Source organism: Sphingomonas sp. HMP9 (assembly GCF_013374115.1).
In the GTDB taxonomy this organism is placed as follows: domain Bacteria; phylum Pseudomonadota; class Alphaproteobacteria; order Sphingomonadales; family Sphingomonadaceae; genus Sphingomonas.
In genome coordinates this window covers 587,109-613,546 of record NZ_AP022673.1, presented here as the reverse complement: position 1 = coordinate 613,546, position 26,438 = coordinate 587,109, and the positions used below count along the sequence as shown (strand labels likewise).

General features: G+C 63.4%; 26 protein-coding genes and 2 pseudogenes. 10 read left to right on the top strand and 18 right to left on the bottom strand.

Going from position 1 to position 26,438, the window contains the following annotated elements:
* Positions 1-186: 186 nt before the first annotated feature.
* The 4 genes from HMP09_RS02740 to HMP09_RS02725 all read right to left on the bottom strand — a co-directional run bounded on the left by HMP09_RS02740 (position 187) and on the right by HMP09_RS02725 (position 3,430).
* Positions 187-861, bottom strand: coding sequence for a hypothetical protein (locus HMP09_RS02740; RefSeq protein WP_232090586.1), 675 nt, complete (start codon positions 859-861; stop codon positions 187-189).
* Positions 862-977: 116 nt separating this feature from the next.
* Positions 978-1,415 carry a hypothetical protein gene (locus HMP09_RS02735; protein WP_176499081.1) on the bottom strand — a complete coding sequence of 146 codons (438 nt, stop codon included), beginning with the start codon at positions 1,413-1,415 and terminating at the stop codon, positions 978-980.
* A gap of 73 nt (positions 1,416-1,488) precedes the next feature.
* Positions 1,489-2,877: a lysozyme inhibitor LprI family protein gene (locus HMP09_RS02730; RefSeq protein ID WP_176499080.1), complete on the bottom strand. Its 1,389-nt coding sequence runs from the start codon at positions 2,875-2,877 to the stop codon at positions 1,489-1,491.
* Positions 2,878-2,986: 109 nt separating this feature from the next.
* Positions 2,987-3,430, bottom strand: coding sequence for a hypothetical protein (locus HMP09_RS02725; RefSeq protein ID WP_176499079.1), 444 nt, complete (start codon positions 3,428-3,430; stop codon positions 2,987-2,989).
* A gap of 294 nt (positions 3,431-3,724) precedes the next feature.
* On the opposite strand from HMP09_RS02725, the gene HMP09_RS02720 reads away from it, so the two are divergent.
* Together HMP09_RS02720 and HMP09_RS02715 are read left to right on the top strand one after the other, a co-directional pair.
* Positions 3,725-4,774: a hypothetical protein gene (locus HMP09_RS02720; protein WP_176499078.1), complete on the top strand. Its 1,050-nt coding sequence runs from the start codon at positions 3,725-3,727 to the stop codon at positions 4,772-4,774.
* Between the two features lie 81 nt (positions 4,775-4,855).
* Positions 4,856-5,773, top strand: a complete 918-nt coding sequence (locus tag HMP09_RS02715; RefSeq protein WP_176499077.1) for a lysozyme inhibitor LprI family protein — start codon at positions 4,856-4,858, stop codon at positions 5,771-5,773.
* A gap of 26 nt (positions 5,774-5,799) precedes the next feature.
* On the opposite strand, the gene HMP09_RS02710 is transcribed toward HMP09_RS02715, so the two are convergent.
* Positions 5,800-6,291 (bottom strand): hypothetical protein, encoded by a 492-nt coding sequence (locus tag HMP09_RS02710; protein WP_176499076.1) that lies wholly within the window; start codon positions 6,289-6,291, stop codon positions 5,800-5,802.
* Between the two features lie 371 nt (positions 6,292-6,662).
* Between HMP09_RS02710 and HMP09_RS02705 the strand changes: the two genes are divergently transcribed.
* A complete protein-coding gene (locus tag HMP09_RS02705) occupies positions 6,663-6,980 on the top strand; it encodes a hypothetical protein (protein ID WP_176499075.1) in 318 nt (105 codons plus the stop codon).
* A gap of 82 nt (positions 6,981-7,062) precedes the next feature.
* On the opposite strand, the pseudogene HMP09_RS02700 reads toward HMP09_RS02705, so the two are convergent.
* From HMP09_RS02700 to HMP09_RS02685, 4 genes and pseudogenes are all read right to left on the bottom strand, one after another.
* Positions 7,063-7,140: pseudogene (locus HMP09_RS02700) on the bottom strand.
* Positions 7,141-7,342: 202 nt separating this feature from the next.
* Entirely contained in the window at positions 7,343-8,344 is a 1,002-nt protein-coding gene (locus HMP09_RS02695) for a LacI family DNA-binding transcriptional regulator (RefSeq protein ID WP_176499074.1), read from the bottom strand.
* A gap of 69 nt (positions 8,345-8,413) precedes the next feature.
* Entirely contained in the window at positions 8,414-9,520 is a 1,107-nt protein-coding gene (locus tag HMP09_RS02690) for an esterase-like activity of phytase family protein (protein ID WP_232090584.1), read from the bottom strand.
* Positions 9,521-9,531: 11 nt separating this feature from the next.
* Positions 9,532-11,907 carry a TonB-dependent receptor gene (locus HMP09_RS02685; RefSeq protein ID WP_176499072.1) on the bottom strand — a complete coding sequence of 792 codons (2,376 nt, stop codon included), beginning with the start codon at positions 11,905-11,907 and terminating at the stop codon, positions 9,532-9,534.
* Between the two features lie 456 nt (positions 11,908-12,363).
* On the opposite strand from HMP09_RS02685, the gene HMP09_RS02680 reads away from it, so the two are divergent.
* Positions 12,364-12,630: a hypothetical protein gene (locus HMP09_RS02680; RefSeq protein ID WP_176499071.1), complete on the top strand. Its 267-nt coding sequence runs from the start codon at positions 12,364-12,366 to the stop codon at positions 12,628-12,630.
* A gap of 360 nt (positions 12,631-12,990) precedes the next feature.
* Here HMP09_RS02680 and HMP09_RS02675 read toward each other — a convergent pair whose 3' ends face one another.
* The 3 genes from HMP09_RS02675 to HMP09_RS02665 form a co-directional block, all read right to left on the bottom strand.
* Positions 12,991-13,977, bottom strand: a complete 987-nt coding sequence (locus HMP09_RS02675; protein ID WP_176499070.1) for an amidohydrolase family protein — start codon at positions 13,975-13,977, stop codon at positions 12,991-12,993.
* A 205-nt stretch (positions 13,978-14,182) separates the two neighbouring features.
* The gene (locus HMP09_RS02670; protein ID WP_176499069.1) at positions 14,183-14,608 is read right to left on the bottom strand and encodes a hypothetical protein; all 426 of its coding nucleotides are present in this window, start codon (positions 14,606-14,608) and stop codon (positions 14,183-14,185) included.
* Between the two features lie 428 nt (positions 14,609-15,036).
* The gene (locus HMP09_RS02665) at positions 15,037-15,711 is read right to left on the bottom strand and encodes a TetR/AcrR family transcriptional regulator (RefSeq protein WP_176499068.1); all 675 of its coding nucleotides are present in this window, start codon (positions 15,709-15,711) and stop codon (positions 15,037-15,039) included.
* Positions 15,712-15,787: 76 nt separating this feature from the next.
* Here HMP09_RS02665 and HMP09_RS02660 point away from each other — a divergent pair, with 76 nt between their 5' ends.
* Together HMP09_RS02660 and HMP09_RS02655 are read left to right on the top strand one after the other, a co-directional pair.
* On the top strand, positions 15,788-16,720 hold the full coding sequence (locus HMP09_RS02660) for an NmrA family NAD(P)-binding protein (protein ID WP_176499067.1): 933 nt from the start codon (positions 15,788-15,790) through the stop codon (positions 16,718-16,720).
* A 22-nt stretch (positions 16,721-16,742) separates the two neighbouring features.
* Positions 16,743-17,894: an epoxide hydrolase family protein gene (locus HMP09_RS02655; RefSeq protein ID WP_176499066.1), complete on the top strand. Its 1,152-nt coding sequence runs from the start codon at positions 16,743-16,745 to the stop codon at positions 17,892-17,894.
* A 301-nt stretch (positions 17,895-18,195) separates the two neighbouring features.
* Here HMP09_RS02655 and HMP09_RS02650 read toward each other — a convergent pair whose 3' ends face one another.
* Complete coding sequence (locus HMP09_RS02650; protein WP_232090582.1) at positions 18,196-19,071, bottom strand: LysR family transcriptional regulator; 876 nt, start codon at positions 19,069-19,071, stop codon at positions 18,196-18,198.
* 114 nt (positions 19,072-19,185) lie between these two features.
* Here HMP09_RS02650 and HMP09_RS02645 point away from each other — a divergent pair, with 114 nt between their 5' ends.
* Together HMP09_RS02645 and HMP09_RS02640 are read left to right on the top strand one after the other, a co-directional pair.
* Positions 19,186-19,920 (top strand): SDR family oxidoreductase, encoded by a 735-nt coding sequence (locus tag HMP09_RS02645; RefSeq protein WP_176499064.1) that lies wholly within the window; start codon positions 19,186-19,188, stop codon positions 19,918-19,920.
* A 421-nt stretch (positions 19,921-20,341) separates the two neighbouring features.
* On the top strand, positions 20,342-20,941 hold the full coding sequence (locus HMP09_RS02640; protein WP_176499063.1) for a DNA-3-methyladenine glycosylase I: 600 nt from the start codon (positions 20,342-20,344) through the stop codon (positions 20,939-20,941).
* 181 nt (positions 20,942-21,122) lie between these two features.
* Here HMP09_RS02640 and HMP09_RS02635 read toward each other — a convergent pair whose 3' ends face one another.
* A complete protein-coding gene (locus tag HMP09_RS02635) occupies positions 21,123-21,593 on the bottom strand; it encodes a hypothetical protein (RefSeq protein ID WP_176499062.1) in 471 nt (156 codons plus the stop codon).
* The gene (locus HMP09_RS02630; protein ID WP_176499061.1) at positions 21,590-21,736 is read right to left on the bottom strand and encodes a hypothetical protein; all 147 of its coding nucleotides are present in this window, start codon (positions 21,734-21,736) and stop codon (positions 21,590-21,592) included. The genes HMP09_RS02635 and HMP09_RS02630 overlap by 4 nt, the downstream gene beginning before the upstream one ends.
* A gap of 318 nt (positions 21,737-22,054) precedes the next feature.
* Between HMP09_RS02630 and HMP09_RS02625 the strand changes: the two genes are divergently transcribed.
* Positions 22,055-22,540 (top strand): MAPEG family protein, encoded by a 486-nt coding sequence (locus HMP09_RS02625; RefSeq protein WP_232090580.1) that lies wholly within the window; start codon positions 22,055-22,057, stop codon positions 22,538-22,540.
* 174 nt (positions 22,541-22,714) lie between these two features.
* On the opposite strand, the gene HMP09_RS02620 is transcribed toward HMP09_RS02625, so the two are convergent.
* Positions 22,715-23,743 carry an AraC family transcriptional regulator gene (locus tag HMP09_RS02620; protein ID WP_232090833.1) on the bottom strand — a complete coding sequence of 343 codons (1,029 nt, stop codon included), beginning with the start codon at positions 23,741-23,743 and terminating at the stop codon, positions 22,715-22,717.
* On the opposite strand from HMP09_RS02620, the gene HMP09_RS02615 reads away from it, so the two are divergent.
* A complete protein-coding gene (locus HMP09_RS02615) occupies positions 23,715-24,449 on the top strand; it encodes an SDR family oxidoreductase (RefSeq protein ID WP_176499059.1) in 735 nt (244 codons plus the stop codon). The two genes, HMP09_RS02620 and HMP09_RS02615, sit on opposite strands and share 29 nt — an antisense overlap.
* A 506-nt stretch (positions 24,450-24,955) precedes the next feature.
* Here HMP09_RS02615 and HMP09_RS02610 read toward each other — a convergent pair.
* Together HMP09_RS02610 and HMP09_RS02605 are read right to left on the bottom strand one after the other, a co-directional pair.
* Entirely contained in the window at positions 24,956-25,714 is a 759-nt protein-coding gene (locus tag HMP09_RS02610; RefSeq protein WP_176499058.1) for a FadR/GntR family transcriptional regulator, read from the bottom strand.
* Between the two features lie 46 nt (positions 25,715-25,760).
* Positions 25,761-26,398 (bottom strand): annotated as a pseudogene (locus HMP09_RS02605) (2-dehydro-3-deoxy-6-phosphogalactonate aldolase).
* Positions 26,399-26,438 lie beyond the last annotated feature (40 nt).

Below are 26,438 nucleotides of genomic sequence, written 5' to 3'. Positions count from 1 at the left end.
AAAAGGCCGCATTCCGGAACACGCAACCAGTTGCTAATGCTTGGTAGCACGCATCTATCGGCTATGCCCGCGGCGTTCCGGATATGCGGGTGTTTGGCGATCGTGATGATCTGCGTGATCTAAAGGCATCCTGCCAGGTCGCCCCGCAGTCACGCTACTCCCGGCCGAACGCCTTCCGCAAAGTAATCACCGTGGCCGGCGAGCCTCACCATCTTCGACCATCCGTCGAATATCCGCGCCCGCCTTGCGCATCGTATCCTCGGCGCCACGTGCCGCAGCCAGGAAATCCTCCTGAGACGCCACGGCGTAGTTGCACCCGACCAGCAGCATCTTCGTATCCGGCGACGGCGGCTCCTTCGCGGTCTTCGCCCCCGGATCGCCGCCGAAGGCATCGACAAACACTTTCGCCATCGCATCACCGGTCGGCGCGAACCCGCCGATCATCGGCCCGGTCTCGGGATCGACGAAGCGGTAATATTGTTCCGTCATCGCGATCGGCGCGCGCGTCATCTTCTGGGCAGCAATAACCCGCTCGGCGCTTGCGCGGGGCAGCAGCGCGACGACCCAGTCGCTCATAAAATAGACGTGGTCGACCGGCTCCCCGAACACCGAGACATTTCCCTTCACCGCGAAGCCATACAACCCGATCATACCGTCGAGCGCCTTGGGCAGCTTACTCGGACGCATCCACGCCGGCGGGCGATTCTGCAGGAAAAGCCGCTCGGCAAAGGTTCCGAGCGCGTCGCGCGACTGGCAGGACAGCACCTGCGTCAGCGATGCCGGCGTCGGCACCGCCTCATCCTCGGCTTGGGCCACGGAGGGCGATGCCGCCAACGCGCTGGCGACCACGGCGACGATCATCGCTCGCACTGGAATACGCCTAAGAGCAGAGCCCGTTGGCAACGTGGTCGTACGGTGGTGGCGATAATCCATGCTCGGGGTATTACCCCGCCAGTACGCAGGATCAACTCAAGCGTTTACGGATGCCGCTCGTACCGGCCCTTACCCGCGCCGTTCAGGAGCAGCGCACCATGGTCGATTCGCAGCCGCAATTGCCGGAAGGCCGGTTCTGCGCCAGCGCTCGGCCCGGCCTCCAGCACGACCGCTTCGCCATCGATCCGCCACTTGCCCTCCGCCGCCTGATCCGCGGCGCCATAGCTCATGAACCAGGCGAAGCTTCCATCGGGACGTAGCACCAGCTCCGATCCCGTCTCCATCACGCATGTCAGGTAGTAATGACCGGTGAGCTCACGGCTAGTGCCGGATTCAACCGCTGATGCGTCCTGGGCGTAGCGGGCGTTGCACCGCAGCTCGCGCATGTCATGCGACGACATGTACAGGAACGATGTCATCGGATCGCCTGCGTCGGCGTTCTTGTGGACATAACGTCGGCCACCACTGAACACGAATGTCATGAAGCCACCGTCGTGCTCTCGAAGGCACGCGTCGGGCGCCTCCTTCCCGGCGTCACCACCTGCACGTGCGCACTCAGTCACAGGCATGTGCGTTCTGCAGAATTCCCAGCAGCGCATCCCGCGCCATCTTGGCTGCCGCTAACGGGGTTTGGTGGAGATTGGCGACATAATACGCGGTGAGATCCGCTTGGACGGTCGCCGTATCTGCGTTGGTGACGCCCTTGCGAGCCGGCAGCGATCCAGTCTTCGCCGCCAGCGCGAAGCCCAGGCGCGCTTGGTCAACGGCACGGTTGAACGTGCCATAGGCGGCATAGCGGATCGTCCCCTGGCATTCCGGCCAACGAGCATTCAGCTTTGTTACGATCGCATTTAGCGAGGGAAGTGGCGGCAGGCTTGCGCTGCAATCGTTGCCAAGGACGAAATTATCCATCGTCGATCCGAATACGGGGCCTGTCGCGTCGAGCAGCTTAGGGTGGCGGACGATCGCGGCGCAGGGCAGGTCGCGTGGCATGCCGGAAAGTTTGGGTTCCTCCAGATAGGGGCCGAGCACGTTGAGGAAAGCCGCGAAATGTCGTTCGGAACGGAATAGATCATCGATCTTCCGCACGGCGACCCCGTGGGCACCCGGATCGCTCAGGATGGAACTGCCGAACGACTGATCGGCGTTAGTCTGCAACGAGGTGAGATAAGGCTGCAGCAGCGCAGCGATCCGGTGCCGGCCCTGTGCGCGTTCCGGCGCGGACCAGTTCGCATCCATCGGTGCTTGCGACCACAACTGGACGGCCTCGAGAATTGGCGCGAAAGCGGGATCCCCGGCTCGTAGCGCAGGAAGCACGGTGGTCGGCGCCTTGATGAGCGCAGCGATCGCCAGCTCCTGGTTACGAACGACGTAGTGCTCCTTCAGGCAAACAGCGATCGGTTGCGATGTCCGCGCCGCTGCGCAGGCACGCATCTCCTGCAGCGCCGTTCGCTGCGCCGCCAACTGGTTGGACGTACCGGTACTGAACGCGCCCTGCTTCGCCAGCGCGAACAACTGCGCCATCTGACGATCCAGGGCGCTGAGCTTCGGATCAGCACAGATGGTCTTCTCAATCGCAGTCGTCGCGGACGAGCAGGAGAAGCTCGGGCCGCTGCCGGAAACCTGCGCCGCCTCCGCCGCGACCCGTTCCGGATGCGCATTCAAGGAGCTTGGCGTCGATCTCCTGCGCCAGCGAGACGGCGTCGATGCCGCGTTGCGAATCCGGCAATGCCAGCAACGCCCCCGGGCGCGCGCTGTGCCGGGCAGATCCGCCATCAGCAGGATCAGACTGGTCCAGCTGTCGTTGCGGGGGCCGATCATCGCGGTGTCGTCACACCCGCTGTAGACCGCGAAGCTGAGCTTCCGGCTGGCGTTGCAGCCGATATCGCTGCTGGCCTTCGCCGGCATCGACCAGAGCGCGCTCGCGCAAAGCAACAAGAACAACGCTATCCTGATTATCGAGCACGTCTCGCAATAGTGTGTGACAAGAGCGTATCCGTTTCAGCTAGAATCAGCGTCGACGGTTTTAGGACGCAGGATCGGTCGGTCGTGTTCAGCATGCCACGCCCCAGATACCGCGCATGCTCGTTGCAACGCCGCCCCGATCGATTGTCAGGGCGGCGCGTCTGCTGCTGCTGTCCGATGCGAGGTTCGAGGTGGCCTTGCCGGACGATCGGATGCGCAGTCGATAGCCTGCACACGAGACGTTGTTCCGCCCAGTCTCCAGATCCTCGGTGGCGACCGTCGAAAAGCGGCAGGAATGCAGCCCGTGTCGATCACGGAGGAGAAGTTCGGTGCCGACCAGTTGCAGATAGTCGTGCCTGCCGACGGTGAACGTCGATGTGCATCCGGTTTCCTGCGTAGACCGTTCGTCCTGATCACTCAGCGGGAGAAGGAACGCGCGCGGTTCAGCACGGGGTTCGGCGTGAATGGACACGGGTGTCCACGCAGCTGCGGCAACGACGGCGGTGAACATCACAACGCGGAACAACGGCATCGTGCTTTCTTCCCTGCTACGCCGAGCGCGTATGACCGGAGCGTTTTCGCGCATCAGGTGCAGTCGGTGAGCCCTGTGGCTGCAGTCACACCAAAACGCCACTGAATACGATGCCGCTTGCCGGCGAACAGACCATTAGTCGGCGCGGACCGGCCCTGATTGCCGCCTCCTCGTCACGGCGATTTGCGGTCGCCGTCGGCGTGGAGATGCCTTAACGCGGGCTCCACGCCCATCCCACGGTTCGGTCTTCCCATGCATCGACTTCCTGCTCTAGCCGCTGCGTTCTGCGCTCTGATGCTGCCAGCAAGCGCTTCGGCTGCGCCGGAGACGGTTTTCGAAGGCGTGGCCGGTACCGCGCGCATCGTCGTGGCGATGACGGAGGACCAGGGCGAGGTCGATGGGCACTATTTCTACCAGACGTCGCGGCTCGACATCGATCTCTCCGGCACGGCTACGGGAACAACGCTGACTCTGGAGTCGCGCACGACCGGCGATCACCTGCTCCTGAAGCGAACTGGACCGAACCTCGTCGGCACCCTGACCACTGCCAACGCCAGACGCCTGGCCGTAAGCCTGCATCCAGCCGCCGGTCCGGCCGGGCTTCCGGCCGACCTGCCGCCCAAACTCAGCGTTTATGAGCGTTGGCGTCTTGCTGGTCTTCACCTCACACCGCAGCAGGCCGAGACGATCAACGGCAAGACGATCCGGTGGTATCGGGAAGCGCTTTCCGGCATCCGCTTGTTCCGGATCGAAGGCGGCTATTCCACGGCTGCCGTGGTCGCGGTCAACCACGCGCTTGCCCGCAATCAATGGCAGAACGTCTCCGCCTGGTTCGCGTGCACCGGATCGGACGGACAGCCCGGCACCGATGTTGCGGAGGCGGACAAGCCCTGGCTCGGGGTGAACCATATGAGTTATCTCTGGACGAGTAGCTGGAGCTGCGCGGGTACCGCACACCCGGACTTCGGCACCGAGGGCCATAGCTATGACATGGCTACCGGCGGGGAATTCATACTGGACGCGGTGCTCTCCTTCGGATCGGAATCGGTTCCGGCCGAAGATAGCGACGCGTGGTACAAATATCGCAGCAACCGCTTCGCGCCGGGCGTTGTCGCGTTGCTGAAGCGCTTTCATCCCGAAGAGATGGAGCCGCCGAGCAAAGGAGATGACGACGCATGTGATTATTCCGATCCCGAAGTCTGGGATTTTCCGGCATGGGCGCTTTCCGAAAAGGGCCTTTGGCTAGGCGCCTATTTCCCCAGAGCGCAGCGCCCGTGCGACGCGCCGGATTGGGCGGTCATCCCGTGGTCGTCGCTGCATCTCCCGCGCGCTACTCGACCCTAGCCGTCTCCTACGGATGCGCGTTGCAAAGCCCGACCCCTTCGGGCAGCGGATCGGCGCTCAGATGTTCGAGACTGGAGGCCTATGATGTTAGCGATCCTTGCTTTGGCGTTAGCCGTTGCCGTGCCCGATGCTAGCCAATGCCCTGGATCGTCGACGCAAGATACCGACGCTTGCCTCGCAGATCGTTTTGGCGAGGCCGATGCCGAGCTGAACCGGTATTATAGAGCCGCGATAAAGCGCCTTCGAGAAGAGCGCGAAATCAAATCGGAACAGACGCTTGTCCAAGCCGAGCGGTCATGGGTGGCCTATCGAACATCCGAATGCGGCGCGGTCTATGAAAACTGGATCGGCGGCAGCATTCGAGGGAGCATGGCACTGAAGTGCCAGATCCGGCTGACGCGCATGCGGACATACACCATCTGGCTGCACTGGTTGACCTACATGGACAGCACGCCGCCGCTACTGCCGCGGCCTGACATCGAGAGCGTTCTCTCACCGGCATATGAGATTTCAATGCAGGGATTTCGTACCGCGCTCGCCGGGCGCATGACGGCCGCCATTGTCGCCGGCGTGTTGGCGCTTGGCCCTTCGCAGGCGCAGGAGCTGCCGACCGACCGACAGCTGCAGACCGCGTTCGGCTCGGTCTACAATCACCTTGGCCTGATGGAATATTGCATGGGCAAGGGGTTCGCCACTGCCGTCGATGTCGCCAATACCCGCAAGTCGGTTGTCGCGACGGTCGCGGGCATGACCGTCACCCCGGCGGCGCTTGCCCAGCAAGCCGTCGGTCGACGCGGTGAGATCGTCGGGCCGCAGGTCATCGGCGTGATGGACTCGAGCAACCCCGCCCGCCCCGAAGAGGTTCGCGAAGGACAGACCATGTCACTGGCCGACAATGCCCGCGCACAGAAGTCGTCGGAACGCACGCTCTGCAGTCAGATGGCGGAACAGGCATCGGCGGTGGTGGAAGCGGCATCGAGCGCGGCGTCCGATCAATAATGCCAAGTGGGGCCATTGGCCCGCAATCAGCTGGGGCCGCCGTTCAAATCACCGACGCATTGCGCGTCGGGCTCCGCTTTCGCCATGCGTCGCAAGTCCCCGGTCCGCGCGACAATGCCCGGAAAGATCGTATCGGGGTTGGCCGTGTAGGTACGCACAAGTTGCAAGGCCCAGGCATAATGCCGCGCGCCGACTTCGCAACTGCTGCTGCCGCCATCGCCCTCGCCCCAGATCTTGCGCCACCCAGCCTGGCCGTCGCGCTTCAGGATGGCCTGGAAGGTGCCGACCGGCCCTGCGCCGCGAACATAGGCAATCGCACCCGGGCCCGCCGAAAGGACGCGAAACGCGCGGAAGGTGAAACGCGATTGCGCGCTATCGTCGCCCGCGTGGAGTGTCTTGACGATCGCGGTGCGTTCCGGGCTTCCGAGAGCGGGCGTATGGACCGCGGGCGGCGCAGCCAGCGCCGCTGTCGCCAACGCGAGCAATGGCGCGATGCCCGATGTGGAGTAACCTGTCATATCAACCGAGCAATGCGATAGATTCGCTGATCACGCCAGCCATTCGCTCCGTCGATACGGAGGCCCCGCCAAACCAGCCGTGCTGCCGCAGTTACACAGGCAAGTGGCGTCCAGACGACCCATAGTCGGCCATTCGCGCCCCCTCCCCCGCCTCCCAACTTCAGACGCTCATTCATCTCCGCGGTGACCCCTTTTGGCATCCGATCTGCCGTCATGGACGTCGTGGTTGGGAGGAAACCGGACTGGCGGCTTTCGGCTCGGGATCGTCGAAAACCCCCCCCTTATTCGGTCGGGATGCGTTAGGTTTGCATCGCTAGGATACCAAGGTTCACGCGGTTTGGTAGCGGATGATGCAAAAGCGGAGCTTGGAGATGAACCCAATAGAGAAGCAGGCCGAGATAATGACGGAACTGGCTCAGCTGATGCTTGATCAGGTCGAGGGTCCTTACGAATCTATCACGTGTGAATACGAATATGTAGAACGTTACAGCACCGTCAGCAGCTCGCTTTCAGTCATACAACATGGGACGCAGAAATATCCAGATACTGCGGCTGGATATGCGACCGACAATGCCGAGCTTTGCACGAAGCTTCGGGGGTTGATGAAATGTCATACGGGAGGGGAATGGACTTCTTTTACGCTTTCGCTAGACGCGGGCGGCAAAGCAAAAACTAAGTTCTACTACTAATGATCGGCGACGCCTAAATCTGCATGCTCATGCGACGTATCGGGACAAGCAAGCAGCCGAACTGACCGGAACTGAGCGAAGTTTCCAACGGCAGGGGATCGAACCCGCACCCGTCGCCGGGATCGCTGTAGCGATACGTCTACCAATTCCGTCACGCTGGCACGCACAATGTTCGGGCAAATCCCGTCATTACGCAATGTCCGGTTTCGGGTGGCGGAGCTCGCTGGTGGAATGGCAATGTTTGGGCGGAACTGCCCAGCATCGCGGGGCAGGCAAGACCCATAGTCAGTCGTTGACGTTCTGATTGCAGCGCGAATGGACTGAACAGAATGGCAAGCGTCTCCGCCAACTGCCACGTGCGCTCAACCTCGAGGCCATACGGATGAGCGGCCCACGATCCGCGTGCCGAGCAGGACGATAGCGGACGAAAGGGGTGGCGCGGCGACTATCTGGTGTTCCAGAAGCTCCAGCGCCCGTTCGGCCATCTCCTCCGCCGGCAGCTCGATCGTGGTCAGCGCGGGCAGGCATTGCTCGGCCAGCGGAATGTCGTCGAAACCCAAGATGGACAGATCGTGGGGTACGTGAAGGCCGTTCGACTGGACATGGCGGAGCGCGCCGATCGCGATCACGTCGGCAGCGGCGAAGACAGCCGTCGCGCCGCTGCGGAGAAGAGCGACTTGCGCCTGTGGTTCGATATCCACCGAAAAGGCGTTGCTAACCCGGAAAGCGAGTTCACCCTCCGCACGAATTAGTACCTCTGCGCCGTCGCAGCGGTCGCGCATGCTAGCGATATCGGTCGGCCCGGAAATGATCCCGATACGACGATGCCCCGCATCCAGCAGGTGCCGCGCGGCGATCCGGCCGGCGCCGACATAATCGATCCCGACGGTCGCATAGCCGGGAATCGTGCGATCGAGCACGACCACGGGCGTGCGGGAGAGCACACCTTGCGACGTGTCCTTGTCGCGGATCGGGAACCAGACGACGCCATCGACGCCGAGGTCCGTGACTTTTGCGAGCGCCGCGGCCTCCAGCGCCTCGTTCCCCTCGGTGTCGATCAGGAACATCGCGTGGCCGCGGCTGCGCGCTGCCCGGAATACCGCCTGTGCCAGCGCGGGGAAGAACGGGTTGGTGAGATCGGGCAGGACAAGCGCAAGCGTGCCCGATCGGCCGGTCTTCATCGCGCGCGCGACGATGTTCTGGCGGTAGCCGATGCGCTGTGCGACCGCGAGGATGTGCGCGCGGGTCTGTTCGCCGACCGAGCCATTGCCGTTCACGGCGTAGGAGGCGCTTGCCAACGACACCCCGGCCTCTCGCGCGAGATCCTTGAGCGTCGGGCGCCGGGTGGGGGAAGCGTCGGGCATGAAGTGCGTGAAACTCGGTGGTGTGACGTCGGGCATGGGATCGCGGCGCCCGACCGGCAACCGGTGCCCTCAGCGGGCGAGCGGGCGCAGCGCGTCGGGGGCCAGGGAGAGGAGGAGCAGCCGGGTCGGCTCGCCAGCGACGAAATTATTGTCGTTGACGAGGACGATCCGGTCCCGCCGGCCGCGTGTCGACGGCCACCACGCCATGCCCTCGAGATTCCCAGGGTTCGCGGGTAGATTGTCAAAGTCGAACAGCAGATTTTTGGTCGCTGGCAGGATGTCGGCGCCCTTCAAGCTTGCGACCGCCGAGACGTCCGAGGCGTGGGCGAAGTCGGCGAGATAGAGGCGACAGTGGAAGTGGTATTGTCCCTCCGCAACGCGCACGCCGGATCGCTCGATCACCAGCATCCGGGTATCATCGACGGCCAGAATCTCCGACACGCCATTGTCCGCCCGTTTGCCGCGCACCGACGCCGGGACCGCGTCGAGGGGGTAGACGAACTGCAGCGCGCCGCCATCGCCGCGCCGGGTGAATCGGACCAGTGCCGGGCGATCGTCGCCGGCAGGCAGGCCGTCCTCGATCAGCGGCCCCTCCATCGCGAGCCACGTCGCGCCGTCGGGTGTGACGTCGAGGCCTTCGAGCGTCAGATTGTCGCGCGTGCCGTGCTTGCCCGACGGATCGAACCGCAGGTTCGCCGGCAACGCCTCGGTGGCGATCGTGCGGCCGCGCCGGTCCATGCGGCGCACCGCAGGGCCATAGCCGTCCTTGGCGTCGCCTTCGGTCGTCCACAGCACGCTGCCATCGGGAGCGACGCGGATCGCTTCGGGGTCGACCGCCTCGCGGTGCTGTCCCGCGACCGGAAACGCATTCCCCTGCCCGTCCCGCAGTACGGCACGCCAGCCCTGCGAGACGCGCCAGCGGCCTCGCGCGCTGCGATCGATCTTTGCCGTATAAAAACGCGCAGGCGCGTGATCCGAACGATCGTCGCTGAGCAGCAGCCAGGTCCGGTGCCGCCGATCATAGGCGATCCCCGAGATACCGCCGAACGCCGGGTCGAAGCGGTCCGGTACGAGTACGACCTTGTCGACCAGGGTCGCCGCCGGATGCGCGGTGCCCTGCCCCACCCCGGCGTCGGCCGAGAGCAGCGCCAGCATCGCCGCTACGACACCCCGCATCCGGCCGGCCATCACAGCTTCACGCGCATCGACAGCGTATAGGTCCGCGGCGACCCCAGGAAATAGCGGTCCAGCGTCACCGCCGGCAGGCTGAATTCGGGCTGGGTCGCGGTCGAACTGGACACGGAGCCTATATACGCCTTGTCGAACAGGTTATCGACGTTGAACTGCAGCGTCAGGCCGCGGAACGGCCCCGCATCAAGCACCGTATAGCTCGCTGCCGCGCCGGCCACGGCATAGCCCGGGATCGTCTCGATACCGACTTCCCGGAATGTGGTCGCGGCGATCAGATGGCCGCCGACGCGGCTACCGACATAGCGGACGTTCGCCAGGATCCGCGCGCCCTCGATCGGCTTCACGCCGATCTCGGCATAGCCACTGTGCTTCGGGATGTTGCGGACCCGGGCGCCGGCGATCACGCCGACCGCGTCAAGCGCGGCGCGCGCCGGGGAACCGACCGGCAGCGAGTCATGCCGGGCATCCTGATACGAATAGCTTGCGTAGAAATCGATCACCCCAAGATCGCCTAGCGCGGTCGCCTCGATCCCGCGCGTGCGCTGCCCGGCGATATTGGCGGCGCGAGTGGCGACGTTGCCGCGGAGGATTTCGTCGGGCTCGGTGACGCTCGGATCGTTGGGGACGATGCCGATATTGTTCTTTAGGTCGATCGAATAGCCCTGCAGCGAGAAGGCCAGACGCCCGGTGGTGTAGCGCAGGCCGAGATCGATATTCTCCGACTGGATCGGATCGAGCAAACCGGGATTGATCACCGCAGTCGAGCCGAGGAACGCGTCCTCCGGGATGCCCGCGAAATTCTTCGCATAACCGCCGAACAGCTCGATGCCGTGCGCCGGGGTCAGCGTGAAGCCGAGCTTCGGGTTGATAGCCGAATGCTGCGAGAAGTTCAGCTGCGCATTATATTCGAGCGGCGAGCGCGCCTTGTATCTCACGTTGAGCCAGTTGGCGCCGAGGTCGACGCGCAGCAGCCCCGGCAGCAGCGTGATCGCGTCCTGCGCGTAGAGCATCGTCGTCTCGATGTCGGTCGAGCGGCGATATTCGACATAAGCGAGCTTGCTGCGATCATAGGTGATGCCCGCGGTCGGATCGATCAGGCGATAGAAGCGCCGTTCCTCGCTGGAGCTGCCGCCTTCCCACCAGCCGCCGATGCGGATGCGGTGTCCGGCGAGCATGTCGTCGAGCTTGAGTTCGCCGGTCGCGCCGTAGCGGTCGCGATCACGCGGAGTGACCCGCATGTCGGCGGGCCCGCCAACGACGGCACTGTTGCGCAGCGTCGTCAGCGTCGGGCGAACCGCGCCGCCGGTCGCCGTGTAGCGGAGCACAGCGTACGGATCGCCGCCGGTGAGCGAGCGCGCGCGATCCTGATAGCGGAAGGATTCACCGCGCAGCGTCTGGTAATAGGGGTTGATCGTCAGCAACGTCTTCGGCGCGAGCTGCAACCCGATATTGGCGTTGGCGAGCAGGTCCTGCCGGGTACCGCCGAGCGCACCGCCATAGTCGACGTCGACCGCCGGAATACCGGTCAACTTGTCGGTGGCGCGGTCCGATCGCGGATCGGCGCGGAATTCGGCGAGCGAGACTATGTTGAAGTCATTGTCCTGCTGGTCGTTCCAGCTGACGCGCGCCTTGATGAAGGAGCCACCATCGAAGGTCTGCACGGCCTTGAACTCGGCGTGGTCGCGCTTCGAATGGCGGTTGTCGGGCCCCGTCCAGACATCGTTCGCCTGCGTCGAATAGCTTGCATAGGCGGACAGGCCGGGCGCAATCTCGCCGGTGTCGATGCGGAAATACGTGCGCCAGAAGTCGTAGGAGCCATATCCTGCCTCGAACGCGGCCGCGGGCTGGAGCGAGGGATCGTCGGTGACGAAATCGACAAACCCGCCGAGCGCGAAGCGCGACGGAGCACCGAGGTCGCCCGCGCTCTGCGACACGGTGATGCGGCTGATGTTGCTCGATTCGATGAAGCGCTGTGGCGGCGAACCGCCGTTGAAGCGCGCGTCACCGGTGGGGATGCCGTCGAGCGTGAAGCCGACCTGTTCCTTGTTGAGCCCGCGCATCGCGGATTCGAACGAGAAGCTGCCGCCACGCGCGTCGCCGGTTGTCGCCTGCACGCCCGGGATTCGGTTGAGGCTCTGGGTGATGTCGGCGCCGAACGGCCGCCTGTTAATGTCGTCGCGACCGAGCACCAGCACCGCGCGGCTCTCACCCGCGCCGACGCGCGTGGCGGTCACGACGATGTCATCGCCTTCGGTGTTCGCGGGCGGCGGAGCGCCGTCCTGCGCCTGCGCCTCGCTGGTGATCAGGGCGATCAGCGCGGTGCCCAGCAGGAACCGGCGCGGCGATCGGCATTTGAAAAACAGTCGTGACATGTGGATGGTCCCCCCAGGAATTTGGTGAGGACGCCCTTGGCACGGCCGTGTGACCGTTTAGTGAAACGTTTCACTTGTGTAGGCGATTGAGACAGGTCGCGAGGCGCCCCCTCTGTCCGTGCGCGATATGGGACACACTATCGTCCGATGAGTTACACTGCGGAAGGGGGCACGAATGACGACCGCGTCACTACGAATGACCCCGCTAGCGCGTGAGCGACGCTTTTTTGCCTATATGGCATTTGTAGTGTTTCTCACCGCGATGACTGGCCTTGGATCGACGTGCTGGTCCACCATGCTTGGTTCACAGACTTCCCGTGGCCGGTGCATTTGCACGCGGTGATCTTTTCGTCGTGGATGGTACTATTTCTCGTTCAGACCTGGCTCGTGGTCGAGGGTTGGAACATCAATCTGCATCGCCGGCGGGGATGACTCGGTGCCGTGATAGCCGTCCTTATGGTTCCGCTCGGCATTGCAGGAACAATGGTCTCGATCGCCCGCGGCAGCGCGCCGGCATCGTTTCCGCCGGGCTTCCTCCTGACGATCAATACCCTGGCCATGCTCGGGTTCGGCGGGCTCACCTATGCCGCTATTCGCCGGCGAAAAGAACTGGCATGGCATCAGCTACTGATGTTAAGCGGAACGGTGATTGTATTGGTCGCTTGCTGGACATGTTACCTATGCGAGACGCTGCCCCGGTCGCTGTACTCGGAACTATGGTAGTGTACGTTGTCGAGGGGATCGTGTTTGATCGTGTCGCGTTGCGTCGGGTCCATTTCGCATACTGGTGGGGTGTGGCCACGGTCGTTCTTGTCCAACTGCTGTCTTTGCCAATCGGATTGAGCTCCCCCGTCGGGCATTTCGCGAGAGGACTTGTACGCCAAACCGCCCCGAGGACGTCGGAGGCCACGAGGGTGAGGCTATAAGCTGCTCGACAGCAAGGACCGAGAGTCGGATATTCGCGGCCAGTTTTCAGCTTCCCAACTTCGGTCATCCGTTCATGTAGGCAGCAGGGCTGTGTAGATGTCATAGAGCTCTGTCCTTCCGCCATTCTCTTCCCAAAAACGTTTCGACAACGGGACGCTAAGCGCCGCCGCCAGTCAGGCGGTCCCAATTGCGATGCGCAAACCCTTCACGGGCGGCATCGTCGAGCGTGCAGCCCTCAAGAAAACGGCGCGGTGCCCCGCCTTCCCGGTATTGATAGGGGAAGTCAGTCGAGAACAGCAGCCGCTCGGGCCCGACGATCTCGAGGCAGCGCTGCAGATAGGTCTCGCTCCACATGCCGCTGCCGGTCACATACAGATTGCCGCGTGCATAGTCCGCGAGCGGACGCCGCAGGTCGAGCGCGCGCTCGAAGACGGTCGAGATCCGCTCGAGATAGAACAGCACCACCTCCCCCCAATGGCCGAGGATGATCTGCAGATCGGGCAGTTCGTCGAACACGCCAGCGGCGGCCATGCGCACCCATTGCAGGCCCGCCTCATAATGCCAACCAAGGCCGAAGGCGGCCAGCGCGAGGTCGGCGCGCTCGTTGATTCCAGAATAATTGGCCTCGCGCACCGCGGGCAGCGGTGTCTGCGGATGGATGAAGAGCGGCACGCGCAGTTCAGCCGCTTTAGCTAGCATCGGGCGAAAGGAGGAATGATCGAGGTGCCGGTCGCGCGTCCGACCACACAGCAACGCGCCCTTCAAGCCAAGGTCACGGACAGCGCGCTCGAGTTCGCGCGGCGCGGCCTCAGGATCGGGCGTCGGCAGCGCCGCGAACCCCTGGAAGCGATCAGGATGGCGGGCGCAGGTCTCGGCGATCCGGTCGTTCACCCGGTACGCCAATTCGACCGCGACCCCGGGAGCCAGATTATGGAGCCCGGGCGTAGTGAGTGACAGTACCTGCACATCGACGCCTTGATCGTCCATCAGCGCGAGGCGGCCCTTGCCGAGATCGGCAAGGCGGGCTCCGCTGTCGCCGCCATCCGCAAAGGCCGACACCGGATCATGCGGCAGCGGCGCGGCGCTCCATGCGTCGCGCACCTCCTGCGGGAGGATGTGTTCTTCGATTGCGATCAGGCGCATGGATTTGCTCTCCGGACGGTGACGAGACGGGAACTGGCATGACGCGAGTTAGGTCCACTCGCGTTTCGGTCGTACCACTTTCGGAGCGCGACCTTAAACGCGACCAGCCTCCTTCGCGCCTCTCACTGCCGCGGGCCGGAGTGACCCAAACTCGGTCATTCGTGATGCTCTGGCTGCTCCCCGGAAACGGACGCTTGTTCATGTGTCAAACCGCCGGTTTAGCCCGAGGCGTGGCGTCTGAGCTTACGGCACTCCCCACGGACATGGGCTTTGTCAGGCCAATGCTGTGCAGCACTACCGCCTGTGTAAGCATGACCGCCAGCCACCAAGTCGCGTCGGCCAGGCTGATCGACCAGGGATGGCCGCGTAGATTAAGCGCAATCGAAAGAGCAGGCAGCACGAAGCCGATCCAAATAATGAACGCGCTCCCTAAGGCAACTGTCCAAGGCCCCGCGTCTACCGGGGCCAGGATAAGCGCGCCCGCCAGGATCGCCGCTAACCAGAATAGCGCCAGCGTTGCAGCTGCGATCGTTGCGCCTTTGAACCGATACCGGAACCGGAGGAACAGGATGATCAGTCCGGCAATCGTTGCCGCCCCAATCGGGAAAATGTTGCTAAGGATGTACTGCATAGGCCTTAATCCTTCTTCTCGAAAATCACTTACTGCAGGCGGATCAATGCCGCCCCCAACTTTAATAAGTGAATCGACTTTTCCTGCGCCTTCAGGTCGCCAGTGCGAACGTGGCACCAATCCCGAATGCTAACCGCTTTATGGCACCCGCTCTGCCGGGGAAGCTGCCGAGGCAAGCAAACGGGTTTAAATATTCCATCCTTGGCCATCTGTGCGTCTAGGCTCACGGATCCTCCGATCGACGAGGCTTCGCTCGACACGAAGCTCGTCAAACCTCGATGACCCACCAGACGCCATTCACGCCCTGAGGCCGACTTTGCAACTTGAGTCATTCGTTCATCTCAGCAAGGGTGTGGTGCCGGGCGCGCGCCAGGCTGAGATCGGCTTTCCGAAAAGAATGTTAGATCGAAACGGTGGATCGAGACAGCCTATGACGCCTCGGTTATGTGTAACCAGCCCGCCCGGGTGAGCAGATCGATGGCATCGTTAATGCGCCGTGATGATGCGGCATCCAGCTGCTCGCGATCGTCACCGATCAGTGCGCGCATCTGGTGGGGGACGAACACCATGTCGATGAACCGACCCGCAATGTCCGATGCTCGCTGGATCCGGTCCGGTGCAGCGTCTGCCCCTGCGATCGCCTGAGCGACGCAGGCGATGCCGCCATCGCGGCCGATCCGGTCCACCAACCGGGCAAGATCGGGCATCCGGTGCGCGGTGGTGACGACGACACGCATCAGGGCGACCGCCTCTGGCGTCAACGCATGCTCAAGCAGGCTATGGCCCACCGCGCGCAGCCGATCCTGGACGGACAGATGCCACGGCACCACGCCTGACGGCATCAGCGTGTGATCCACCATCCGCCGCACCACGGCCGCGAAGAGCTCCTCCTTGTTGGCATAGCGGGCGTAGAGGCTCGCCTTCCCCGCCCCCGCAAGCACCACGACCTGATCGCAGCTCGTCGCGTCGAATCCCAGCCGCAAGAACAGGTCCGTGGCGGCGTCGAGGATGCGGCGATCGACATCGCCGGCCTGGTCGGCGGATGGTCGACCACCGCGTCGCCGCTTTGCTGGATCAGACTTCGTGTCGGTACGCATTTGCATCACGCAACCATATAGGGCATTGGCCCGTCAAATAGAACTGAACGGTGTAGTTCAGTTTATAAGACGGAGGTTGGTGATGGCTGCAACGACACGACGTAGCGCTGTGGACGGCGGCACGCAGCGGACGATCGCGCTGGCGGGTGCCACGGGCGATCTTGGTGGACGCGTGCTGTCGGCGCTGGTCCGGCGTGGCGTGACGGTGCGTGCGCTGGTCCGCAGCGGCACGCCGGCCGCGGCGCAGGATGCCGTGCGCGCGCGTGGCGGCACGCCGGTACCGGTCGATTTCTCCGACTACGCTGCGCTTGCAGCTTCGCTTGGTGGTGTAGAGTGCGTCGTCTCGGCCCTGAACGGGCTGGAACCGGTCATTCTCGATCTCCAGATCCGGCTCCTCGATGCGGCGGTCGCAGCGGGCGTACCCCGCTTCATCCCGTCCGACTTCTCGCTCGATTTCACTACGACCCGCCCCGGCGATAATCGCAACATGGACCTTCGGCGCCGCTTCATGGCGCATGTCGATGCAGCGCCGATCCGCGCGACCTCGATCCTCAACGGCGCCTTCGCGGACCTGTTGACCGGCGAAGCGCCGATCGTGCTGCCGCGCTTCCGCCGTATCCTCTACTGGGGAGACGCCGACCAGCCGCTGGACTTCACGACGAAGGACGATGTCGCGGACTATGCCGCCGACGCGGCGCTCGATACGGATGCGCCCCGCTTCCTGCGGATCGCCGGCGACGTCGTGTCTCCGCGCGACCTGGCGACGCTGATGACGCGGCTCGATGGTCGCCGCTGGAAGCCGTTCCGTACGGGTGGGCTCGGGCGTCTCTCGACGCTGATCCGCGTCGCGCGCGCGCTGTCGCCAGCCACCGATGCGCCATTCCCGGCCTGGCAGGGCATGCAATATGTTCGCGACATGTCGAGCGGACGCGGCAAGCTCTCGCCCCTCGACAACGATCGTTACGGCAAGACCGACTGGACGCGCGCCGAAGCCGTCCTCGCCCCGACACTCTGATCGCACCGTCCGGAGTCTTATCATGAGCGACGCCATCCAGCCGTTCCCGATCCACATCCCTCAGGCCGACCTCGACGATCTGGCCGATCGTCTCGCCCGCACCCGCTGGCCCGATGTCGGCACGGTGCAGGACGGGTCGCAGGGCCCGCAATCGGACCGCATCCGCGCGCTCGCGCAGCGGTGGCAGGACGGTTATGACTGGCGTGCGACGGAAGCGCTGCTCAACGGCTGGGGCAGCAGCCGCACGGTGATCGACGGGCTCGGCATCCACTTCCTGCATGTCCGCTCGCCCGAACCGGACGCGACACCGCTGCTCCTTACGCACGGCTGGCCGGGATCGGTGCTCGAGTTCCGCGACGTGATCGGCCCGCTCAGCGATCCGCGCGCGCATGGCGGCGACGCATCGGACGCCTTCCACCTCGTCATCCCCGCGCTGCCCGGCTTCGGCTTCTCCGACAAGCCGACCGAGGTGGGTTGGGGTGTCGGCCGCACCGCCGCAGCACGGGGCGAGCTGATGCAGCGGCTCGGCTATGGCGATCGCTGGATGGCGCAAGGCGGAGACCGGGGTGCCGCGGTCACCACGGCGCTTGCGCATATGCGCGTGCCGGGCCTCGCCGGTATCCACCTCAACATGGTGATGGTCCAGCCGACACCCGAGGAACGGGAGAATGCGACGCCGGCCGAGCAGCAGATGCTGGACGATGCCGCGCGCTACGACCGCGAGTATTCGGGGTATATGAAGCTGCAGTGCACACGGCCACAGTCGCTTGCCTTCGCGATCGCGGACTCGCCTGTCGGACTGGCAGGCTGGATCTATGCACTGTTCCAGGATGTGTCGGACAGCAGCGGGCAACCCGAACGCGTCATTCCGCTCGACCATCTGATCGACGACATCATGCTGTACTGGCTGCCGAACGCCGGGCCCTGCTCGGCACGCTTCTACTGGGAGGCCGCGCAGGAGATGGCGAAAGGGATGCCGAGCGCGCCCGTGCAGTTGCCGGCCGGTGTCAGCATGTTCCCCGGCGAGCAGGTCCGCCTGTCCCGCCGTTGGGCGGAGGCGCGCTTTGCCGATCTGCGCTATTTTGGAGAGGCCGCGAACGGAGGGCATTTCGCGGCAATGGAGAATGCCGAAACGTTCGTGGAGCATGTCCGCGCGACGTTCCGGGCCACATAGCACCCGATTATGCGAGGCTGGTTGTGGCAGCATATCAGCGAACGCAACAGGGCATGCCGTCGGGTAATTATCGGTGTAAGGCCTGGACTGGGTTGGAAGCCGTCTGCCCGTGCGCGACCGCGACGACCCACATTCAGCCACTCAGGCGCCCTTTTTTGCCTCCCAACTTCGGACGCTCGTTCACATTTGGACTTTGACAGGGGTCGCATCCTGCTTCCAACATCTCGCTGCCCATTCGCGTTAGTTGGCGCCGATCAATCGCGACATCGGATACCGCGCCGAACTGTGGTGGCACCTATTCTTAAAGATCGGCCGATGCGAAAACGCCTACGGCCCAGTCAAGAAAAACCCGGACACGCGGTGAGAGCTGTCGGTTCTGCGGATAGAGCGCCACGAGCGGCGTCGGCGAAGGTGGATAGTCGGCCAGCACCTCGGTCAACGTGCCAGCGGCAAAATCGTCGACGAAGCGATACCGCGGAGCTTGGATGAGCCCCATGCCAAGCCGGGCAAGCTCCCCCATCGCATCAGCACCGCTGACCGTCACGCGGCTGGGCAAGGTGACGTAGTCGAGCCGGCCCTCGACCGTAAATTCCATCGGGATGATCTCGCCGGTTCGCGATGACAGATAGCCGATCATTCGGTGACCTTGGAGATCGGCGGGCGTCGCCGGCACGCCGTGGCGCGCAAGATACGCCGGACTCGCGCACGTCATCTCGTTCAGCGTGCCAACACGCCGCATGATCAAGCCACTTTCGGTTGGCTCGCCTGCACGGATGACGCAATCCACGCCTTCGCGCACGAGATCGACGAGGCGATCCCCTTCGCCGATATGAAGATCGATCCGCGGGTAACGGTCGAGGAACGCGGGAATGTGCGGGATCAGAAAGCGCCGCGCGATCATCGCATGAACGTCGATCCGAAGCAGCCCACGCGGCTCGGCGTCCTGAAACGCGCCCTCCGCCTCTTCGATATCGGCCAGGATCGCGATGCAGCGACGATAATAGGCGTCGCCATCAAGCGTGGGGGTCACGATCCGTGTCGTTCGCTCCAGCAGGCGCACGCCCAACTGGGCCTCCAGTTGCTTGATGCCCTCGGTCGCCGTCGAGCGCGACATATCAAGATCGGTTGCTGCCGCCGTAAAACTACGACGTTCGACGACACGTACGAGCAGCCGCATAGCTTCCAAGCGATCCATGCGCATTGTTCGCCATATCCGAACACACTTGGCAAGACCTGACCGATTATCCCGCCCGCACGACAGCCTACATACAGTCTCAGAAGGAGACGGATCATGACGGAACGTAAAATCGCATTGGTTACCGGAGGATCGAAGGGCATCGGCGCGGCCATCGCCAAGCGCCTTGCCGCGGACGGTATGGCCGTGATCGTAAACTACGCGACCGGTCGCGAGGATGCAGAAGACGTTGTGGCCGAAATCACCGCATCCGGCGGCGAAGCGATCGCGGTGCAGGCCGATGTCAGCACGCTGGACGGCATACCATCGCTGTTCGACGCTGCGGAACGGACGTTCGGCGGCCTCGATATCCTGGTCAACAATGCGGGTGTTGCCATCTTCGCGCCGATTGCCGATGTCAGCGACGCCGATTTCGATCATCAGCTTGCCGTCAACATCGCTGGCGTCTTTCGCGGGATGCGAGAAGGCGCACGTCGATTGCATGATGGAGGTCGCATCATCAGTTTCTCGACCAGCGTCGTCGGCGCGCTTCTCCCCCGGTACGGCGTCTACACCGCGACAAAGGCTGCGGTCGAGGCAATGACCAGTATCCTCGCCAAGGAACTTGGCACGCGTGGCATTACCGTGAACGCGGTTGCGCCTGGGCCGACGGCAACGGCATTGTTTATGAACGGCAAGTCGGAAGCCTTGGTGCAATCGATGATCGACGCCAACCCGCTGAAGCGGCTTGGCCAGCCCAACGACATCGCATCGGTCGTGGCGTTTCTAGCTAGCCCTGATGGTGGCTGGGTCAATGGTCAGACGATCCGCGCCAATGGCGGTTTCGTCTGACCAGGTTTCAGGCACGTCCGCAGCTACGGGCGCTTGTTTCGTGGCCGACAGCGGGCGCTCGTTTTGAGGGGACACGGCCTCCAAGCCGAGCCTGGTACGGGTTCCTTTCGCGTTGTTCCTGTTAGCCGATCCCCAAGCCGGCAACATGGGCAAGTTGGCCCTGGGTTATGCGGGCGAACGTGAGCTTGGTTGGCGCCCTTCGCGGCATTCGATCCTCGATGAACTGCGATCCTACGCCTCGCCAGCCACCTGACCGCAAGTCGTCTTGATAATCCCGGACCGCTTTGAAGGTGAGGATAGCAATCAGTCCGCCTCGACGGAATCGGCGCCGAACGGCGGAATTTTAACAAGACCTGCTCGGCGTCGGTGATGGCGAACGGCATCGACACGCCAGCCCAGAGCGAGCATCGTCCAGGCCAGCATGCAGATCGACAGCAAAGACCGGGCAGCCCCCGCCATAACTCGCGCCGACCTATCTCGCTGCCGATGGGCGCAGGGTGATCCGTTGCTTGCGGCGTATCACGACGCCGAATGGGGCGTGCCCGAACGCGATCCGCGCGCGCTTTGGGAAAAGCTGATGCTCGACGGGTTTCAGGCCGGGCTCGCCTGGATCACGATCCTTCGCAAACGCGACGCATTCCGGGCCGCCTTCGCTGGGTTCGATCCGGACATCGTCGCTCGGTTCGGCGAGCCGGACATGGCGACGATGCTCGGCAACGCCGGTATCGTCCGCTCACGCGCCAAGATCGCGGCGACGATCGGCAATGCCCGCGCCTATCTCGCGATGGGTGACGCCGGCGAGGATTTCGGCAGCTTTGTCTGGAGTTTCGTTGATGGTACGCCAGTGATCGGCGACGGTGCCAAGGCGCTAACCCGCTCGCCTGCATCCGAAGCCCTATCCGCGGCGCTCAAGCAGCGCGGATTCAAGTTCGTCGGCCCAGTCATCGTCTACGCCTGGATGCAGGCTTGCGGTCTTGTGAACGACCACGAGACATGCTGTTTCCGTCGAGCCGAACCATGAGTGCGACACCGCCGGGGTCGAACGACCACCCTCATGCAGGGTGCGCACCGACCACGGCTGTTCGCTATCCTGTCTGGACGATCGTCGCGACGATGCTAGCCTGGAGCCTTGTTTTATCGACGGCTCGGTGCTTCCCGTCCATTGCTGCATAACAGCGCTGACAGCCGGGTGAGCCCCGCGGCTAGAGGTAGGTTTGTTCTCTAGACAGGCCGAAGGACCCGAGTACATCCCGGTCGCGTTGCTTCATCCGCTCTTTCGCCTCACCGTCGAGAATGCTTTTTCCGCTGGGCCAGTTTTTCAGGAAACTAGAAAGCAGCGCCTGCATCGTCAGATAATAACGATTTGAGATCGCGGCATAATTGGTATGGTCGAAGTCCAGCTGATCGACATCGTTCTCACGTCCGTTGGCTCGGGATTGTGCTGCAGCGGGCGGATCGACGATCGCCACGTATGAGCTCATCTGAAACCGGAACTGACAGGCGTCGGTGACAAAGCACATCAGCTCTTCGCCGTATCGTCCGCAGGAATAGGCGACCGTCACATCACCTCGCTTGAATTCCTCGTGATAGTTCGACGATTTCACGCGCATGAACCCGCCGGACCGCAACTCCGGAACAAGACGATCGATCGTCGACCCGGCCGGTTCGATCACTTGCCGCCCGCCGCCGTCTTGCCGACCTTCACCATCGTGCTGGAGGCCGGGTCGTATTTATAGGCCTTGTCGATCAAATACTGGTATTTGTGGTCGAGCCCCGTCAGCTTGGCGGTCGCCGCTATCGCCCATAGGTTACGCATCGTCCTCTCCTCGTCGGAACTGAGCACGTTGTACGCTAAACAGATTGGTCAGCGCGATGCCGCGCGGTGGACACGACGGCGGCCATCACTCTCAACGGTTGCTGACGGCGCGATACCAGTCATGCCACCATTTGGTGCCGCTTACTGCCGCGCAGTTTGATGGCAGCAAAGACCCAGTTCCAGACGTTCAGGGCACCTGATCGTCTCGCCAATACCAAACGCTGGTTCATATGGTGAAGCCAGTCCCGTCTGGTGTAGAAAGGGGCTGTGACTGCCTCTGACAATTTCCACCGGGAGCAACGTGACGTTGCAAGCAGAATGCTGGCGGCGCTTTGTGTCACGATCCTGGTGACGGCAGCGTGCCTGTACTTGAGCGGGCCGGCTTCTCGCCCGCTGCCGGATCGCCTGATCGTCGCCGCAAAGGCAGACCTGTTGGTTCTCTGCTGCCTTGCGGCAACGATCGGAAACGTCGCGCGACTACGTTTCTTTTCAGCTAACGATATCGCCGGTAGTGGCTCTACCAACGGCATTGCGGATGTAAGCCGCGCCAACGCAGTGTTGCAAAATACCTTGGAGCAGGCAGCGTTGGCGATTCCGATCCATGTCGCGCTCGCAATGCTGGTTGCCTCGTCGGCGCAACTGATCATTGCGCTTGCGACCCTTTTCGTGATGGGGCGTTTCCTGTTCTGGATCGGCTACGCGAACGGCGCACGGTCCCGGGCATTCGGATTTGCGTTGACCTTTTATCCGAGTGTCGCCGGACTGGTCATTGCGGTAGTCGCCGCAGCACGATTTTCGCTCTAACTAGCTAAACGGGGCTGCATCGGCAGCGAGACCCGATCCCGGCCATTCGCCGGCCGCCTTCGACTTCCCAGTTTCGGACATTTGTTCATCGAGACGTATGAGTCTCGGACCAGCCAAGCCGGCCGCTGATGATCGATGACTGGTGGGCATCGGCATGCCACGCTCTTGCTTTCTTCAGCTAGATAGCCGTTTTTCTTCCGGCCGAGAGTTTGCTTTCGGAGGATAACCGAAGGCCCGCCGGAACGCGTGCCCGAACGCGCTCTGCGAGGTGTAGCCGATCTTGTTTGCTATGCTGGCGACGGTTGCATCACCGCGCGTCAGCGCCGCGCGGGCCAATGTGAGACGCCATGTGCGGACATAAGTGAGCGGCGGCTGCCCTACGAGGCGGGTGAACTCGGCTGAAAACGCGGCACGTGACATACCAGCGACACCGGCAAGCCCCGACACTGTCCAGGGTTTCGCGACTTCATCGTGGATCGCGCGAAGCGCCCGGCCAAGACGAACGTCCGAAAGCGCGCCAAGCCATCCAATATGAGGTACATCGACGCGGCATGCATATGCACGGATAGCTTCCACCAGCAGCACGTCGGCAAGCCGGGCGCTCACGATCTCGCTGCCTATCCTGTCCCGATCGATTTCCCGGCTCATCAGGGTGAGGATCGTCGCCACCGCATCGGCTGACGGCGAGGATCGAGGAACGATCATGAATGCCGGGAGCATGTCGAGAAGGAAGTCGGCGCTTCCGGCGCCGAACGTAACGCTCCCTCCAATCCCGATCGTATCGTCACCCCCAACACGTGCCACGTCGCATTCCGCGTAGAGCGCCTGACCATCCATCGGTGGCTCGGCGGGGTGGCTCGCTACGGCATAAGCGGTACGCCCGAGCAGGCACACATCTCCCTCATTCATCACCTGCGGCACGCATCCCGGAAGCAGCATCCACTGGCTGCCGCGCAGCAGGGCAACGAACTTAAGGCGGTCGACGGCCGGAAATGCGAAGGCCCACCCTCCTGATGCCTCCAGCCTGGTTCGCCGCGCCACCCGCGCCCCAAGAACGTTCAGCACGTCGGACAATGGATCGATAGAGCTTTTGGACGATCGCGAGAGATCCATAGACGATGCGCCATAGTGCATCTCCAGCGTGCTGCCCATCTCGATGACGAGGAGATTGAAGATGGGTATTGAAGGTAAGGTTGTCGCCATCACGGGCGCGAGCAGCGGAATAGGCCGGGCGACGGCAAAACTGCTGGCCGAACACGGCGCCTTCGTGGTGCTAGGCGCGCGCCGTGACGATGCTCTCGCGGCGGTCGTAGCAGAGATCACCGCCATGGGCGGAAAAGCCGTGGCAAAGGCGACCGACGTACGCCGGCGGGACGATCTTGAAGCGCTCGTAGCGTTGGCGTTGGAACGAGCCGGCCGGCTCGATGTTATCATCAATTGCGCCGGAATTGGTCCGATTTCCCGGTTAGACGCGCTCGACGTCGAAGGCTGGGACGCCATGATTGACGTAAACCTGCGTGGCACGCTCTACGGCATAGCTGCTGCCCTTCCCGTGTTTGCACGCCAGGCGAGTGGGCATGTAATCAACGTCATTTCGACCGCCGGCATCAAGATGCTGCCGACGATGGGAGTCTATGCCGCCACCAAGAATGCCGTTCGCACGGTGACGGAAATATTGCGACAGGAGGCGGGACCGCACCTGCGCGTGACCGAAGTGTCTCCGGGGATGATCGCCACAAACTTCGGCGACAGCATCACCGACCAGCCGACAAAAGCAATGATCGAGGGACAACTTGGCGTGATCGCCATCCCGTCCGATGCAATCGCGCGCGGGATCCTCTACGCGATCGATCAGCCACCCGAAGTTGAAGTCGGTAGCATCGTTATCCGCCCAACCGCCCAAGGGTGAACGGCCGCTGTTGGGATGCGCTCGGTCGCTTGAAGCTTACGGTCTGGGCGGCAATCCATAGCGGAGGTGCAGTAGCAAGGACCCACAAGTGGGCGTTCCGGAGTGCTTTCCGGCTCCCCGGTTTCCGCCATTCGTTCATGTCGATGGCAAAGGCGGGTCGGGAGGCGGATCTCAAACCCAGTCGGCTGATTTCTTAGGAATGGAGAGGTTTCGAGAACCCGTCGATTGCTTTCCTGGCTGGTCTCGCTCTCCTAGCCTGATCGATTATCACCCGTAGCAGTTACCGACGCTGGTGGCGCAATCCGACTCACGGGTGGCAGCTTTGGCGAAGCAGGTCGCCGACTCGCGGGCAACGTCGGCCGTAAAGGTACAAGTTGCCAAGTTGATGGAAGGTGTACCCGATAGGTCGAAGGGTCGGCGGGGCGATTGATGGCGGTGACCACCACCCGCCATCGCGGGATATTGGCGCCGGTCTGTCGCCCCCGGCCAACGGCGCGTTTGCCCGATTAGATATCAAGGGCGTTGGCCCGGTCGGCTGCCGCTCCTGCACTTTCGGCCTGTCGTATCAGGACCATGACGTCCTCGATGATCTGTCGCACTGCGGCGCCCGCCAGATGCTCGTCGCCGGCTTCGATCGCTTCCAGGACCGCCTTGTGCGCTGGCAGGCTCGCGCTGCGTCCCTTGAAGCGGTTGGTGAAGCGGATCGAGGTACGCAGCGCAGTCGAGACGAGTTCCTCGAACTGGGCAAAGAACATGTTGTCGCCCGCACGCAGAATTGCGACGTGGAACGCGATATCCGCCTCCAGCGCATCCTCGTCGCCGCGCTCGGCTTCTTCCATCCGTGCGTAGCCCGCCGCAATCGTCGCCTTGCCGGCCGGCGTGGCGTGCGCGGCGGCAAGTTGCGCCGCCATCGGCTCGATCGCCAAGCGGAGTTCGTTGAAGCTGCGCAGCAGCGGCAGCGTGAACTTGCGCTCGAGCAGCCAGCGCAGCACGTCGGTGTCGAACAGATTCCATGCAGATGTCGGCTGGACGATCGTTCCCTGCCGCGGCCTTGCCGACAACAGCCCCTTGGCGGTCAGCATCTTCACCGCCTCCCGGGTTACGGAACGACTGACGCCGTGCTGCGTGGTGAGATCCGCCTCCGTCGGAAACCGCCGGCCATCATAATGGCCGGTGACGATCGCGCGGCCAAGTGCGTCGAGCATGCCATGGGTCAGATTGCGGCCCAGCGATGTGCGGACTTGGCTTGGCTCGGTATCGTTCATATCGTTTGCTCGCTCAATTTCGCCCCGACGACAAGGCCACGTTTCGTTAAGCGGGGCGAGCCGACTGCCACGCCGCGACCAGAGCGCGAGCGCGCTCGGCAACCAGGGCTGCCGCATCGCCGGGCTTATAGAGCGCGCCGCCGACGCCGATCCCTTCGGCCCCCGCCGCCAGCCATTCCGCGAAATTGTCCGCCCCCGTGCCGCCCCCCCCCCCCAGACTCGTACGTCGCGCGGCAGTACGTCACGCACCACCTTCAGATAATTCGGGCCGAGCGCCACCGCGGGGAACAGCTTGATCCGTCGGGCGCCCGCGGCAATTGCTTGGAACGCCTCGCTCGGGGTCACGAACCCGGGCATCGGCTCGAGTCCCAGTTCGACGCCTCGCGCAATGACCTTCGGGTCGGTGTTCGGCGTGACCATGATGGTGCTGCCGGTCGCGGCCAACGCCTCGACCGCGGCGATATCCAGGACAGTGCCGCCACCGATCGCGGCCAAGTCGCCGAATGCGGTCTGCAGCATCGTGATGCTGGTCACCGGATCCGGCGAGTTGAACGGCACTTCGATCAAGCGAATGCCACTATCGACCAGCGCCTGGCCGACCGCCAGCACCTCCTTGGGCGTGATACCGCGCAGGATGGCGACGATCGGCGGCGTACCGGATGCGAGCAGGTCGTCGATGGTCATGAAATCTCCAATAGTGCGAGGCCCGGCGAGCTCGCACGCC